This is a genomic window from Streptomyces sp. NPDC032198, from assembly GCF_040636975.1.
Taxonomy (GTDB): domain Bacteria; phylum Actinomycetota; class Actinomycetes; order Streptomycetales; family Streptomycetaceae; genus Streptomyces.
In genome coordinates, this window is sequence record NZ_JBEZVL010000018.1 from 71,936 (window position 1) to 86,886 (window position 14,951).

Annotated in this window: 9 protein-coding genes; 5 read left to right on the top strand and 4 right to left on the bottom strand. The window is 69.7% G+C overall.

Annotation, left to right across the window (positions count from 1 at the left end; genetic code table 11):
* Positions 1-12: 12 nt before the first annotated feature.
* Together AB0E78_RS36995 and AB0E78_RS37000 are read left to right on the top strand one after the other, a co-directional pair.
* Positions 13-2,217, top strand: a complete 2,205-nt coding sequence (locus AB0E78_RS36995; protein ID WP_361842555.1) for an ATP-binding protein — start codon at positions 13-15, stop codon at positions 2,215-2,217.
* Positions 2,214-3,791, top strand: coding sequence for an ABC transporter substrate-binding protein (locus AB0E78_RS37000; protein ID WP_361842558.1), 1,578 nt, complete (start codon positions 2,214-2,216; stop codon positions 3,789-3,791). The genes AB0E78_RS36995 and AB0E78_RS37000 overlap by 4 nt, the downstream gene beginning before the upstream one ends.
* Positions 3,792-3,807: 16 nt before the next feature.
* Here AB0E78_RS37000 and AB0E78_RS37005 read toward each other — a convergent pair whose 3' ends face one another.
* From AB0E78_RS37005 to AB0E78_RS37015, 3 genes are all read right to left on the bottom strand, one after another.
* On the bottom strand, positions 3,808-4,197 hold the full coding sequence (locus AB0E78_RS37005) for a VOC family protein (RefSeq protein WP_361842561.1): 390 nt from the start codon (positions 4,195-4,197) through the stop codon (positions 3,808-3,810).
* Positions 4,198-4,321: 124 nt separating this feature from the next.
* Entirely contained in the window at positions 4,322-6,295 is a 1,974-nt protein-coding gene (locus AB0E78_RS37010) for a HEAT repeat domain-containing protein (RefSeq protein WP_361842563.1), read from the bottom strand.
* Positions 6,296-6,940, bottom strand: a complete 645-nt coding sequence (locus AB0E78_RS37015) for an SAVMC3_10250 family protein (protein ID WP_361842566.1) — start codon at positions 6,938-6,940, stop codon at positions 6,296-6,298.
* Positions 6,941-7,292: 352 nt separating this feature from the next.
* Here AB0E78_RS37015 and AB0E78_RS37020 point away from each other — a divergent pair, with 352 nt between their 5' ends.
* Positions 7,293-7,916 carry a hypothetical protein gene (locus AB0E78_RS37020; protein WP_361842568.1) on the top strand — a complete coding sequence of 208 codons (624 nt, stop codon included), beginning with the start codon at positions 7,293-7,295 and terminating at the stop codon, positions 7,914-7,916.
* 101 nt (positions 7,917-8,017) lie between these two features.
* On the opposite strand, the gene AB0E78_RS37025 is transcribed toward AB0E78_RS37020, so the two are convergent.
* Positions 8,018-11,872 (bottom strand): GH92 family glycosyl hydrolase, encoded by a 3,855-nt coding sequence (locus tag AB0E78_RS37025; RefSeq protein ID WP_361842571.1) that lies wholly within the window; start codon positions 11,870-11,872, stop codon positions 8,018-8,020.
* 522 nt (positions 11,873-12,394) lie between these two features.
* On the opposite strand from AB0E78_RS37025, the gene ngcE reads away from it, so the two are divergent.
* Together ngcE and AB0E78_RS37035 are read left to right on the top strand one after the other, a co-directional pair.
* On the top strand, positions 12,395-13,828 hold the full coding sequence (gene ngcE / locus AB0E78_RS37030; RefSeq protein ID WP_361842574.1) for an N-acetylglucosamine/diacetylchitobiose ABC transporter substrate-binding protein: 1,434 nt from the start codon (positions 12,395-12,397) through the stop codon (positions 13,826-13,828).
* 58 nt (positions 13,829-13,886) lie between these two features.
* Positions 13,887-14,936 carry a sugar ABC transporter permease gene (locus tag AB0E78_RS37035; protein WP_361842577.1) on the top strand — a complete coding sequence of 350 codons (1,050 nt, stop codon included), beginning with the start codon at positions 13,887-13,889 and terminating at the stop codon, positions 14,934-14,936.
* Positions 14,937-14,951: the final 15 nt, after the last annotated feature.

Sequence of the window (14,951 nt, forward strand, 5' to 3'; positions counted from 1 at the left end):
GGATGTCGTCGGATGGGCAAGCCGCACATGCCACTGCTGTACGGTCGCGGGCCACTGGTGGGCTCGCTCGTACCGTCGCTCACCGGGCTGGCCTACGACGAACGGGCGCGCAGGAAACGGGAGTTCGGCGACGACGTGCCCGTCCTCCTGCTCACCGGGCAGCACGGGCTCGGACGCAGCGCCGTCCTCGAAGGGCTGGCGCGGCACTACCACAAGCGGCTCCCTCTGGCGCATGTGCGGGTCGTCGTGCCCGGCGCACCCGCCGCCGTATCCGTCGGGTCCACGCAGCCCGGGGGTGTGCCCGCTGCCCCCGCCGCCGACTTCGTGCAGATCCTGGAGCGGATCGTGTGCGCGCTCGCACCCGGGTTCGGCCTGTTCCCGGTCCTGGTGCCCGGCCTGTTCGCGGTCTCCGGCTGGTCGCTCGGCGACGCGGACGTGCGGGACGCCGTGTGCGCCCGGCACGCCCGGCTCCTGATCGCCTGCGGGCTGCTCGCCGGGGGCGAGCGGGACGTGGCGCGGGAGTGGTCGGATCGGGTCGAGGCCTCCGTCGCCGAGGCGAAGGGCGTGGCCGACGCGGGCGCGGTCGACGCGGGCGTGGAGGTGGCGGACGACGACGGCTCGCTGCCGGTCACCGCGGCGATCCTGCGTGAACTCCAGTCCCTGCGGGGCCTGGCCCCGGCCCGGAACTGGTACGGGCAGCGGCACACCGCGCCGGACGGCGCCACCGGGAAGCCCGATGCCCTCCTCGAACTCGGCCGGCGTTTCCACCGGGGCGGCGACTACCGGCACGCCGTCGAGAACACCCTCATGGCCGCCTTCCTGGAGGAGGTGGCCGCCGGCTACGGCGTGGTGCGGCACCTGAACCGTGAGCCCTGGCCGCTGATCCTCCTCGACGAGGCGCACGCCCCCGCGGGGCAGCGCTTCCTGCACCTGCTCCTCGAACACCGCGCCCTCGTGCAGCGTCCCCACCGGGACCGCATCACCGTCGTCGCCACCCGGCTCGGGGACATACCCGAGGAGGAGGCGCCGCAGGCGGTCCGCCGCGAACTGGCCGATCTGCTGCCGGCCGCGGGCAGCGGGCGGCGCAAACAGGCCGCCGCCATCTGGCAGCGCACCGGACACGATCCGTCCGCCGGACTGCTCGTCGTGCCGCTCACACCGCTGTCCAGGGACGACGTCCTGTCGATGCTCGACCGTGCGTCGGCGCGGCTGCTCCACCCGCACCTGGCGTCGGCGCTGCACTCGCTGACCGGCGGACACCCGGCGGCCAGCACCGTGCTGTGCGACGCCGTGGTGCACGCGGCCCGGCAGAACCGCACGGTGGCCCCCAGGGACCTCCTCGACCTGCCCACCCCGCAGGGGCGCCCGGTCACCCAGGTGCTCCTGGAGGACCTGCTGCCGGACCGGCGCCAGCGCGACCGGCTCCTCGTGCTGTGCCTGGCGCGGGACAACGCGACCGCGGAGACCCTCGCCGAGGACCTGCGTCTCGACGGGCCGGAGCAACTGCCCGCCAACGCGGCGGCGCAGTACCTGGTGGAGCGGCAGTGGCAGCAGTCCGTCCCCGTCGACGCGCCGCTGGTGGAGAGCCCGCTCCTCCAGTCGCTCCTCGTCCACGAGGCGCGCCGCACCTCGCCGCCGCCCGACGACCCGCACAGCTGGCACCAGATCCACCGCTTCCTGCACCTGCATCACGTGCAGCGCTCCGACACCGGGGAAGCGGACGCGCTGCGGCACAGCCTGGCCGCCGGGAACGCGCCCCGGGTGGTGGACATGCTGACGGACGAGTTCGGCGCGGAGGAGGCGGAGCAGAGCGTCCAGCACTGGCTGCTCTGCCTGCGGCACTGCGCCACCGCCCCGACCCCGCCGTCGGGCGGCACCGCGGCCGCCAGGAACTCCCATGAGGACAGCGGCGGCTGGAGCGACCACCGGGTGGAGATCGCGCTCGGCGAGCACGCCGCCCGCTACACCCACCTCGACGAGGCGGGCCGCTGCATCAACCGCCTCCTGCACGCCCTGTGGTACCTGTCCGAGCCGTACGCCGACCCGGCGATCGACCCGGACGCCGAGACCCTGTGCCAGGCGGTGGGCGACGAACTGGGGTTCCTCTCCCGCCGCCACCGCACCTGGTACGCAGCCCTGGGCAGGGCCGCCCGCGACTGGCCGGTGGCCGCCCGTAAACGGCAGGTCCTGCCCGTCCCCGCCAGTGAGGGGTCATGATGTTCAACCACCCGCCCAAGGAGTGGGGCCCCCTCGAATGGCTGGTGGCCGCGGTGGTGGCCGGCGCCCTCGTGATCGGCCTCGTCACCTGGAACGGTTCGCGCCCCGGCCCGTGCGGCGAGGGCCTCGACGAACTCGCCGGGCAGTGCGTCGGCGTCACCGACCAGGCCTTCGACGCGGACGAGAAGGCCGAGAGCCTCATCAAGGCGGTGGCGGACGAGAACGCCCGGGTCGCGCGGGACTGGGAGAACCCACCGGGCGACGGGCCGCACATTCCCTACGTACGCATCGCGCTGATGATGCCCTTCACGTCGGACGCGTCCAGCGCGATGACCGACGACATGATCCGGCGCGCCCTCGCGGGGGCGCTCGCGGCGCAACTGGAGGCCAACAGCGCGAGCGGGCCGCACTACCAGCTGCTCTTCGCCCCCGACGGCAAGGACCTCAGCCAGTGGAAGCCCGTCGTCGACCGGCTCGCCGAGCTGGCGAAGGACACCGAGACCCCGCTGGTGGGCGTGACCGGCATCCCCAGCAGTACGACGGAGACCCGCAAGGCCGTGGCCGAGCTCACCGAGCGCGGCATCCCCACGGTCGGCCCGGTGATCACCGCCGCGTCCATGAACTTCCGGTACTTCTTCAAGACCTCGCCCAACAACGAGCAGTTCGCCAAGGCCCTGTCCCGCTATCTCGACCGCTATCCGCAGAACGAGAAGGGCCTGCTCCTCTGGGACAGCCGCGAGGGCGACGTCTACTCGAAGAACCTGCGGGAGATATTCGACCGGCACTTCGGGAAGACCTACGACCTGAAGAACCACAACTCCCACTACATCGGCTCGTCGGGCGACGACCAGGGCATCCCGCGGCGTTTCGCCGACGCCGTCGCGAGGATCTGCCGCGACAAGGCGGACACCGTCTTCTTCGCGGGCCGCGACCAGGATCTGCCCGCCTTCATCAACCGCCTTGCCAATGAGGGTGGTTGCGACCGGAGGGGCAAGCTGCGGATCCTCAAGGTCGGCATCGGTCTCGAACCGACGCTCACCTCCGCCGGCATCGAACGCAGCCTGCGCAGGGCCAACGCCACGATCGTCGACGCCTCGGCCTACGACCCGGACTGGGCCGACCGCCCCGGCGAAGCACCCTCGGGCTTCTCCCCCTTCCACGCGCGCTTCAAGAAGATGGAAAGCGAGCACGACCTCGGCCCCAATGCGTTGAAGGACGGGTACGCGGCCATGTACTACGACGGGTTCGCACTCCTCGCCTCCGCCGTCGACCGCACGTACAGCGAGATCAGCGAAGGCGGCAGGAAGACGCCGGATCCGAAGCGGCTGCCCTCCACCAAGGACGTGTACAGCACGCTCACCATCTCGACCATCAGCGGCGACACCTGCACCGGCTGTCTCGTCGGGGCGGGCGGCACCTACGGGTTCACCGGCCCGGGGGAGAACGACCAGTGGGCCGTCTGCAAGCCCGTCCCGGTCATCGAATTCCCCCCGGTGGCCCGCTCCGACGACGAGAAGAAGCTGCCGCTGTACCGGACGTACCGGGGGGACAAGGCGAAGAGCTGCCCGTCATGAACGGGCGGGGCGGCGACTACTGCGGGAAGCCGCCGTACGGCACGGTGATGAGTTCCATGGCGTGCCCCGCTGGATCCAGGAAGTACACGCCCCGGCCGCCGTCATTGGTGTTGATCTCGCCCGGCAGCTTCTGGTGCGGGTCGGCCCAGTGCTCGACGTCGCGCGCCTTGATCTTCTCGTACGCCGCCTCGAACTCCGGCTCGGAGACCAGGAACGCGTAGTGCTGCGGAGTGATCTTGTCCGCGGGGATGGTGGCGAAGTCCAGGGTGACGGAGTTGCTCAGCTCCACCGCGATGAACGGGCCCCACTCGGAGGTGATTTCGAGGCCCAGAACGTCCGCGAAGAACTCGGCGGACTCCCGGTTGTCCCGGGCGTGGATGATCGTGTGATTCAGTTCGACCGACAAGGAATGCCTCCAGAAGGCATCTCCCGACACCTCCATGCCTCACCCAGCCGGTGACCGACACGCGATGTCGCCGTGGATCTTAGGCACGGTGACATCGCGCTGTCGAGGTGTTTCCCGCGGACGGTCATCCTCCGCTGCCGGGCGACCGCGGTCGGCCGGGGCTCTGGGCGCCTTCGGCTTCCCGGCGGTCCGCCATGGTGGTGAGGGCCGCGCGCTGGGCGTCGCCGTCGTGCCCGGCCCTGCGGCAGTAGGCCAGCACGTACCCGTCGGCCTCCTCGGTGCCCAGCTCGGCGAGGGCCCGCACGGCGGCATCGCAGTGGGCGTACCGGAGGTCGCCGGTCAGCGGCGCCGCCAGCGGCCCGGCGCTCTCCGGCGCGCGGTGCCTGCCCAGCGCTTCGGCCACCGCCGCGTACTCGCCCTCCGACAGGCGCGTCACCCCGGCCAACTGGCAGAGCCCTGGGACCGCTTCGGCCCCGGGAAGGCGCGTGAGCGCCTCGACCAGCTCATCGGCGACATCACTCCGGAGCTGCCGCGCGAGGGAGGCGAGGACGGGTCCTGCGGGGGCGCCGACCCGGCCCAGGGCTTCCACGGCGGCCCGTGCGACATGGAGGTTCGCGTCCAGCGCGGCGACCGTCCCGAGCGCCATGGCCGCCTCCGCCACGGGGAAACCGCCCAGCGCCTGCACCGCCTGGAGCCGCACCGCCTCCGACGGGTCCCATACGGCGGCGAGGACCACCGGCAGCGACTCCCGTGCCCCGATCAGACCCAGCGCGTGCAGGGCGCGGGCCCTGAGTGTCCCGGGCTGCTCCCCGTCCCCCGCCAGGGCCGCGAGGCGTTCGGCCGCAGGCCGGTGGCGCAGCGCGCCGAGGGCGTCGGCGGCAGCGGTACGCAGCCGCGTCGCCTCCTCGCCGTTCAGGGCCGCGAGGAGCGGCGGCACGGCGTCCGTCCGTCGCAGAAGCCCCAACGCCCGCGCGGCATTGCACCGTTGGGCTGAGTGGCCGCCCCCGGACAGGATGGTGAGCAGCTCCTGTACGGGTGGCTGCGGCAGCCGGGCCACCGCCCGCGCGACCGCCTCGCCGATCCGCCCGTCGCCGAGCACGGCAAGGAGCGCGTGGGCCGCCGCCGCGCCGCCGACGGCCCCGAGTGCCGAGGCCGCGGCCCTGCGCACGGTCGGCACGACCGCCTCGTCGAGGAGCTTGATCAGGGTCGGCACATCCCGGTAGTCATGTGCTGCGCCGAAGAGCTCGGGCCGCTGCTGGATGAAGGCGCAGACCGTGACGGCGGCGCAGGCGGGCGCTTTGCGGGCGGCAGGACGACCGGGTACGGAATCCATCAGTTCGCCACGGAGCTCGTCCCGGCCGGTCTTGGTCCTGGCGAGGAGCGCGGCCGTGGGCGCCGCGGTCGCCGCGTCCGGATCGCGCAGCGCGCGCCGCAGCATGATCTCGGGGATCCGGCCGGCCGGTGGCGGCCACGACTCCTCGGGGAGGTCGACGAGCGCCTCGACGGCGGCTCTGCGCAGTTCGGGCGACGTGCCCTTCGCGTCCACGACGAACAGCAGCGCCGCTCCCGTACGGGGATCACGCAGCGCACCGAGCGCCCGGACCGCGGACACGTCGTCACGCGGCAGCAGCGTCCAGAGCGCGGCCAGCAGCACGGGCGCGGCCTTAGGCGGGCGCAGCGCGGCCACCGCGTCGACCACCAGCCGCGAGGGACGCGGCTCGGCGAGCCGGTCCAGCAGCTCACGGACGACCTCGGGTCCGCCGAAGGCGCCCAGGGCCCGGAACACCCTCTCCTCCTGCCCGTGGTTCTCCAGCAGCCCGTCGCGCAGCAGCCGCAGCAGCAGGGGGACGGCGCGGCGTTCGTTCAGCCTCACCAGGGGGTCGATGACCCGCAGATGGAGATAGCGGGGGTAGCTGCCGGGATGCTCCAGGCAGTCGAGGAGCGCGTCGGCGGCCGTCGGGCCGCCGACGTCACCGAGCAGCGCGGCAGCCTGCCGCGCCATGGGGAACTCGTTGGACCGCAGGACCCGGACCAGACCGTCGACATCCCCGGTCAGCCGCATCAGGCCCAGGTCGGCGCGTGCCGCACCCTGCTCCACTCAGGCCCCCCGCTCCTGGTCCTCGTCCGCCATCGCCACGTACAGCGGTGTGCCGATGACGATCTTCAGTTCGCGCCCGTCCTCGCCGGTGACGGTGCCGTGCAGCAGCCGCCGCGCGAGGAACTCGCAGTAGACGGGCGGCACGGTCAACGATGCGGAGAATTCCAGGACTTGATCCAGTGGGGACTGCCTGCTCGCCGGGCGTCGGCGGTCCGGAAAGTCGTCCAGGAGCCGGAACAGCGACGGCAGGTTGGAGTGGGCCGCCTGGATGGTGTCGACAGCCGCCCGCTGCCCGATCAGGTGGTGCGCCGACCCGATGAGCGCGATGACCGTGTCACCCTCGCGTCCCGTCATGAACATCGGCCGGTCGGCGGTGCCGTACCCCGCGATCCGCAGCCCCAGATCGCCCCGGAACCAGGGCCTCGGCTCCGTCATCCAGCTGACGTCGAACTCCCGCTCCAGGTAGGTCTCGACGACGTCGAGCCGGTCGTACGTGCCCGCCTCGGCGCGCGGCGACTGCAGGGCGACGCTCAGCACCTTCAGGTCGACCTTCGCCTCGACGGCGATCCGCTTGAGCAGCTTGGGCGGGATCTGCTCGTACAGCATGTCCAGCTTGGAGCCGGAGACGTAGAGGTAGTACCGCACGGGCCGCAGCATCGCATACTCGCGCCGGAGGATGGGGCACCTCGCCGCCCCGCAGGGGGGACTGCCCATGTGGCCCGTAAGGCTGCCCCCGCGTCCCTGGAGCCGCGTCGACCTCGCGCGTAAGGGTGGAGCGGTTGGTCCACCCCCTTGACCGCCGGAGGAACACAGACGGCCCTGGCCCGAGACGACAACGACAAGGCCGGGGCCCGGAAGAAGGGCGCGCCCGAGCGGGCCCGGCATGATGCGCCGCACCGGGCATGCGTGGGCGCAGGACCAGCACCAGCACGGCGCCGGATGCGGACACGAGACGAGGGAGACGAAGGGGGCGCCGGGGACGCAGGTCCAGCGTTCCGTGAGCAGTACGGTCGCGCGACGCGTCGCGCGGGAGGCCACCGCCCCCTCCGTCACCGCCCAGCGCAAGACCGCCGACCACGGCCAGGGGCTCACGCGGACGGAAACCGTGCAGCGGGCGCCCGCAGCCGCCTACTACGCCCCGGACGAGGAGTCGACCGCGCATCCGGGATTCACCACCACCGTGGTGGCGACGCTGAACGGGCACCCCATCGGGCAGTGGACCAGCGAGACCACCGCCCAGTCGGACAACGACCACGCGGAGGACCAGATGCTCGACTACCTGGACTCGGAGATCGACTACTACGAGGGCTCCTACGACCCCGACTCCGTCATGTCCACCGGTGTGCCGAGGATCCGCGGCGGCATGAGGCACCAGCTGGCGCTCCAGATCACCGCGAGCCCGTGCTCCACGACGCACGGAACCTCCAGGAAGCCCCACGGAGACGGCTGCGCCGAGCGGCTCATCGACTACGCCGAGAACGGCTATCGGGGGCACAAGTTCACCATTTCGATGACCGCGCACCACTACTACCAGCCGCAGGGCGTGCGCGGCGCCAAGGACAAGTCCAGGTCGGCCGTGAGGGACAGGCGCAATGCCGGGATCCATGTGAGCGTCGGCTGAGCGGGGACGGAGACGGGGGCGGGGCCGAACGCCAGCGGGGGCGGGAGTGAACGCGCCACTCCCGCCCCCTTGTTGACCGGCGGTCGTCCCGCCGGTGCGGATCAGCCCAGGAGCTCGACCTCCGCGAGCGTCGCGGACCCGTCGGGCACGAGCCGGTAGTGCGCGTAGGTTCCCGGACGGTCGACCGTGAACACCCGGGTCTGCTTGTCCCAGGCGAAGGACTCGCCGGACCGCTTGTCGAGGTCCTTCCACTTCTCGCCGTCGGCGGAGCCCTGGAGGACCCAGCCGCGCGGCGCCTTCGCCTTGTCGGTGGCGGACGTCAGCGTGTACTGCACCGCCTTGGTCTCCTTGCCGACCGGAAGGTCCACGGCGGCCTCCGAAGTTGCCTCCGTCTTCGACGAGTTGTCGAAGAGCGCGCCGTCACCCCTGAGGGCGTCACCGCGCGGCGACGGCACCTCGTCGTCCTGCGTGACCGACGCCGGCTGCGCGTTCTTGCCGGTGCCCCACGACGAGGGCTCGGGGCCCATGTCGAACTCCAGGACGCCACCGCGTGCGATCTCCTTGTGGGGGAGCGCCGTCGAGGTCCACTGCTTGCCGTTGACCTTCAGGCCCTGGACGTAGATGTTCTTCGCGCTGTTCTTCGGCGCCTTGACGACCAGGTCGCGACCGCCGTCCATGTGCACCGTCATCTTGGTGAACTGGGGCGACCCGATCGCGTACTCGCCGCTGCCCATGACCAGCGGGTAGAAGCCGAGCGAGGAGAAGAGGTACCAGGCCGACTGCTCGCCGTTGTCCTCGTCGCCGTGGTAGCCCTGCCCTATCTCGCTGCCGGTGTAGAGGCGGGAGAGGACCTCGCGGACCTTCTCCTGCGTCTTGGACGGCTGCCCTGCCGCGTCGTACATGTAGGCGACGTGGTGGGCGACCTGGTTGGAGTGCCCGTACATGCCCATGCGTACGTCGCGTGCCTCGGTCATCTCGTGGATGACGCCTCCGTAGGAACCCGCGAACTCGGCGGACCCGGTCTCCGGAGTGGCGAAGTACGTGTCGAGCTTGTCGCCGAGGCCCTTGCGGCCGCCGTAGAGGTTGGCGAGGCCGCGCGAGTCCTGCGGGGCGGTGAAGGCATAGCCCCAGGCGTTCGTCTCGGTGTAGTCGTAGCCCCACACGCGCGGGTCGAACTTGTCGGACGGGACGCGCCACTCGCCCTTCTCGCTCTTGCCCTGGAAGAACCCGGCCTTGTCGTCGAAGAGCTTCACGTAGTCGCGGGCGCGGTTGAGGAAGTAGTCCGACTCCTCCTTGTAGTGCTTCTCGCCCGTCTTCTTGTAGAGGGCCTGGCCCATGCGCGAGATGCCGTAGTCGTTGAGGTAGCCCTCAAGAGCCCAGGAAAGGCCCTCGTGGGTCTCGCTGGGGGTGTAGCCGAGGAAGGGCGACGTCTCCATGCCCTTGCGGCCGACGCCCGAACTCGGCGGCACCACGGTCGCGTTCTTCAGCGCCGCGTCGTACGCGTCCTTCGCGTCGAAGTCCACGCCCTTGACGTACGCGTCGGCGAACGCCACGTCCGACGAGGTGCCCGTCATCAGGTCCGCGTAGCCGGGTGACGACCAACGGGACGTCCAGCCGCCGTCCTTGTACTGCTGTACGAAGCCGTCGACCAGCTCACCCGCCTTCTTCGGCGTGAGGAGCGAGTAGGCGGGCCAGGTCGTGCGATAGGTGTCCCAGAAGCCGTTGTTCACATAAGGCTTGCCGTCGACGATCTTCGCGCCGGTGTGGGTCGGGGTGTCGGGCCCGGTCTGCGGCGAGAAGGGCGAGGCGTACTGGTACTTCGACTTGCCGCCCGCCGAAGTGACCTTCTCGAAGCCCGAGTTGGGGTAGAGGTAGAGGCGGTAGAGGGAGGAGTAGAGCGAGGTCCGCTGACCCTCGCTCGCGCCCTGGACCTCGACCTTGCCGAGGATGTCGTCCCAGCTCCGCTGCGCGCGGTTCTGCACGCGGTCGAAGGAGGTGCCGGACGGGATCTCGCGGTCCAGGTTGGCCTTGGCCTGGTCGAGGCTGATGAGCGAGGTCGCGAGGCGCAGGTTGACCGTGCGGTCCTTGCCCGCCTCGAAGCGCAGATAGCCGGTGACGTCACCGCCGCCCCCGCCGTCGAGCTTGCCGCCCGCGGTGACGGGCGCGTCGAAGGTCCCGTACACGAAGAGGCGGCTGGCTCCGGCGGAGAGCCCGGACTTCACGTCCGAGAATCCGCTCACCACACCGCTCTCCTTGTCGAGGGTGAGGCCGCCCTTCTCGGAGACGTTGTCGAAGATGACGCTCGCGTCGTCACCGGGATAGGTGAACTTCATCATCGCCGCGTGGTCGGTCGGGGCCATCTCGGCCTTCAGACCGTTCTCGAACGTCACGCCGTAGTAGTGCGGGCGTGCCGTCTCCTTCTCGTGCCTGAAGGGCAGCGCGCGCTTGGTGCGGGACGCCGACGGGGTGTCCTTGTCGACCGACGGCATCATCTGGAAGGTCTGCCGGTCGCCCATCCAGGGGCTCGGCTCGTGGCTCGCGCTGAACGCCTGGATCGTCGGCAGGTTGTCCGCGTTGTTGCCGCGCGCGTAGTCGTAGAGCCAGCTCAGGGAGCCCGCGTTGGTCACCGGCGTCCAGAAGTTGAAGCCGTGCGGTACGGCCGTCGCGGGGAAGGTGTTGCCGCGCGAGAAGCCGCCGCTCGAGTTCGTGCCGCGGGTGGTGTCCGCGTAGTCCGAAGGGTGGGCCTTCGGCTTCGCCGGGGCCTTCTCCTTCAGGGAGACGTCGTCCACCCAGCCCCGGAACTTCGCGGGACCCTTGGGGGAGTCGTACGCGACGAGCACCCGGTCGACGGTCTTGCCGCCCGCGACCTGCCCGATCCGCGCGGCCACGTTGTTCCACTGGTTGACGTAGAGGCCCTTGGCGGCGCCCTGGCCCCGCGGCGTCAACGGGAAACCGTTCTGGTCCGTCGCCTTGAGGTCACTCAGATAGGTGCCATCGGTGAACGCCAGGTCCACGGACACGTTCGTGGCGTCGTAGTCGAGGTCGCCCTCCGCCATGGAGGGGAAGATCCGGTACGACAGCTCGGTGTCACGCCGCACCGAGACGTTCACGTCGAAGACCTTGTTGTACGAATAGCCGCGGCCGTCCACCTTGTGGGTGCCCGCGTAGCGCAGCGCGCGCTTGCCGGTGAACCCGGCGCCCGACTTCGCGGTCGGGGAGCCGCTGGGGCCGCGGTCCACGAGGGAGAGCATGTCCTCGGGGACGGGCGTCTCGCTGCCGCCCACGGAGAGCTGGACGTCGGAGAGCTGGAGGGCGTCGGACGCGCCGTTGTTGGCGGTCATCTCCAGGCGGTAGTGCGCGTACGCCGTGCCGTTCTCGAAGTCGTACTTCTTCGTCTGGTGACGCTTGTCGAACGTTTCACCCTTCCGGGTGTCGAGGACCTTCCAGTCCTTGCCGTCCGTGGAGCCCTGCAGCGTCCAGTCCTTGGGGTCGCGCTCGTCGTGGTCGTTCGCCGACGTCAGCGCGTACGTGATGGCCTTGGCGGGCGCGTCGAGGTCGAACTCCACCCATCCGGTGGGCGCGAAGGTGAGCCACTTGCTGGTGGGCTCCCCGTCGATGAGGTTCTCCTTGACCTCGCCGCTGCCGGAGTTCTCGCCGCTGGCGCGGACCTCCGTGACGTGGTCGTTCACACTCCCGGGGATCCCCGAACTGAACGCGCCGTTGACCCCGGCGGTCCGCTTCTTCCCGTCGGGACCGGTCTCCACGGTGTTCAGCCAGTCGGGCTGGGCGTCGCCCTCCTCGAACGATGAGACGAACTCCTTGGCCGCTTTGGGTGGTTCCTCCGGTTTGGCGACGGCGGCGCCCTGCGCTGTCGCGACGAGCGTGAACGCGGCCGCTCCGAGGACCGCGGCCGAACGATGGTGTCTGAAGCGAGGTCTGCGTGATCTGTGCGGCATCCCCGAGCCCCTCCCTGCGAGTTGGACAACGTTGTCACATCGCTGCGCAAGGTCCAGTAGGGCGTCAAGTTGCCGGTGGTGTCAAGGCTGTTGAAAGCGCCGGAAGAGCCGGGAGGGGCGCCGGGCCCCGGGGGAAAGTCCAAGGGGATCCAGGAGAAAGTCCAATGAGGTGCAAGTGGGCGCCAGGGAAGATCCATGAAGGGGAGCGAAGGCGGGTCCCGGATGCGATCGCATGCGTCGGCTGAATTTGCTCACGCCGTGAACGAACCAGGCCGTGTCTCCGCGAGGTCTCAACTCGGGAAAGACTGCAGGCCCAAGCTGCGTTCGATCTTGCTCTGTCGCCGAGAAGTGGACTATACCTATCGGCACCCTGAGTGGCGGGTGCGAGCCCTTGCCATGTAGTTGTCGCACTAACGCACCACCGAAGCTTCAACTGACCCGCGGTGTCGGGCCCTTCGCCACTGGCGAGCTGTCGGGAGCCCCGTACGCCGCCTGAGTCCTGGAGAAGGCGAGGACTTGAGCATGGGATCCACCAGCATCAACCGTCGTGACGTGATGAAGAGGGCGGCGGCCACCAGCCTTCTCGCGGTGCCGGCCATGGGCGCCCTGAGCTCCTGCGCGAGCGGGGGCGGGGACGAGAACAAGGCGGAGAAGGGCGAGAAGTCCAAGAAGAATCCGCTCGGCGTGAAGACGGACGCCGGTCTTGGGGTCTACATCTTCAACGGTGGATACGGCGACAAGTACGCCCAGTTCGTCACCGACATGTACAAGAAGAAGTACCCCAAGTCGGACGCCGGCCAGAAGGCCACGACGAAGATCGCCACGCAGCTCCAGCCGAAGATCGTCCGCGGCAAGCCGACGGCCGACGTGGTCAACAACTCCGGCGCCGACCAGATGAACATCGGCAAGCTGGTGCACAACAAGCAGGTCGCCGACCTCAGCGAGCTGCTGAGCGCCCCCTCCTGGGACGACCCGAGCGTGACGGTGCGCGAGACCCTCGTACCGGTGGTCGAGCAGATGGGCACCTTCGGCAGCAAGGAGGTCTACCAGCTCAACATCGCCCTGACGGTGTACGGCAACTGGTACTCCAAGAAGCTGCTCGAGCAGGGCCTCGACACCGAGTACCCCAAGACCTGGGACGAGATGCTCGCGGTCTGCAAGAAGGCCAAGGCCAAGGGCATCCACGGCTGGAGCTACCCGGGCGGCCACCCCCGCTACGTGTTCTTCAGCATGTACGCGATGTTCGCCCAGCGCGGCGGGCGCGACGTCACCGACGCCATGGACTACCTGGAGCCCGACGCCTGGAAGAACGACGCCGTCAAGGACGTCTTCGAGGCGTGGGAGGAGCTCGTCGCCAAGAAGTACGTGCTGACCGGCTTCGACGGCACCGAGGCGCACACGGAGATGCAGACCGCCTGGACCAAGGGCGGCAAGTGCGTCTTCGTGCCCAACGGCTCCTGGGTGGAGAACGAGGCCAAGGACACCACGCCGAAGGACTTCGAGATGACGGTGGGGGCCACCCCCTCCCTCGACTCCGGCGACAAGCTGCCCTTCGGCACGCTCTACGCCCCCGCCGGTGAGCCGTTCATCGTCCCCGCCAAGGCCCAGAACGTACAGGGCGGCATGGAATGGCTGCGGATGATGTACAGCAAGGAAGCCGCCCTGAACCTGTTCAAGGACGTCGGCTCGATGCCCGTGGTCAAGGGCGCCATCGACGGCGAGAAGCTCCCGTCCGGCACGGCGAGCGCACAGGCCGCCATCAAGGCCGCCGGGTCCAACATCGTCATCCCGAAGTTCTTCGACTGGTACAACGAGCTGTTCCGCGAGGACTTCAACAACATGATCGCCAAGTTCATGCTGGGCCAGATCGGAACCAAGCAGGCGATGGAGACCATGCAGAAGGCGTCGGACCGGATCAAGAACGACCCCGACATCACCAAGATCAAGAAGTCCTGACCGGCACCGGCGGCGGGACCGAGAACTCAGGCATGTGAGCGAGGCGGGGCGGAGCAGCATGACGACGGACACCCGGGTGGACAGTTCCCCACCCCCGAAGAAGACGACGGAACGGACGCCCGGCGGCAAACCGGCGAACCGGCTGTTGTTCCTCCTGGCGGTCCTGCTGCCGCCCCGCTTCACCCCGGAGAGCGTGCGCTACGACCGGCGCTACCGGACGCTGGACAAGTACCGCTTCATCGCGGGCTTCCTGGCCCTGCCGCTCGCGTTCTACGCCCTGTTCGTCATCTCACCCTTCGTTCAGGCGATCTACTACTCGTTCACCGACTGGTCGGGCGGGCCGGTGGCGAACTTCATCGGCTTCGACAACTTCACGAAGATGTGGAACGACGAGCGCTTCTGGGACTCCCTGCAGGTGAGCGTCACCCTGGCGGTCGTCGCCCCGGTGCTCACTCTCGTGCTCGGCATGTTCTTCGCGTACATGATCACGTCGGGCGGCCGGCACCGTAAGGGCCAGGCCATCGCCGGCGTCGCGGGCTCGTCGTTCTACAAGGTCGTCTACTTCTTCCCCCAGGTCCTGTCCGTCGCGATCATCGCCGTCGTCTGGGGCCGCGTCTTCAACACCAACAGCGGCCTGATCAACGGCGGGCTCGACAAGGTGGGCATCGCGGGCCCGGCCTGGCTGGGCGGCGACCGCTCGCTCGCCCTCATCGCGGTGCTCGTCGTGCTCTCCTGGAGCTTCGTCGGCTTCTACGTGGTGCTGTTCTCCGCCGCGATGGGCGCGATCCCCAAGGACATCTACGAGGCCGCGCTGCTCGACGGCGCGGGCCGGGGGCGGACCTTCTTCAGCGTGACGCTCCCGCTGATCTGGGACACGGTGCGGACCGGCTGGATCTACATGGGCATCCAGGCCCTCGACTCGTTCGCGATCGTGCTGGTCATGGTGCCGGAGCACGTCCTGAAGGTGACCCCGGTCTTCCTCTACGAACGATTCCGTGACGGTCAATACGGCTATGCCACGTCCATCGGTGTCGTCCTCCTCGTCCTCAGCATGGCGTTCTCGCTGATCGTCATGAGGATCGGGAATCGCGACCGGATCGAATACTGAGACCGCGGGAGCCAC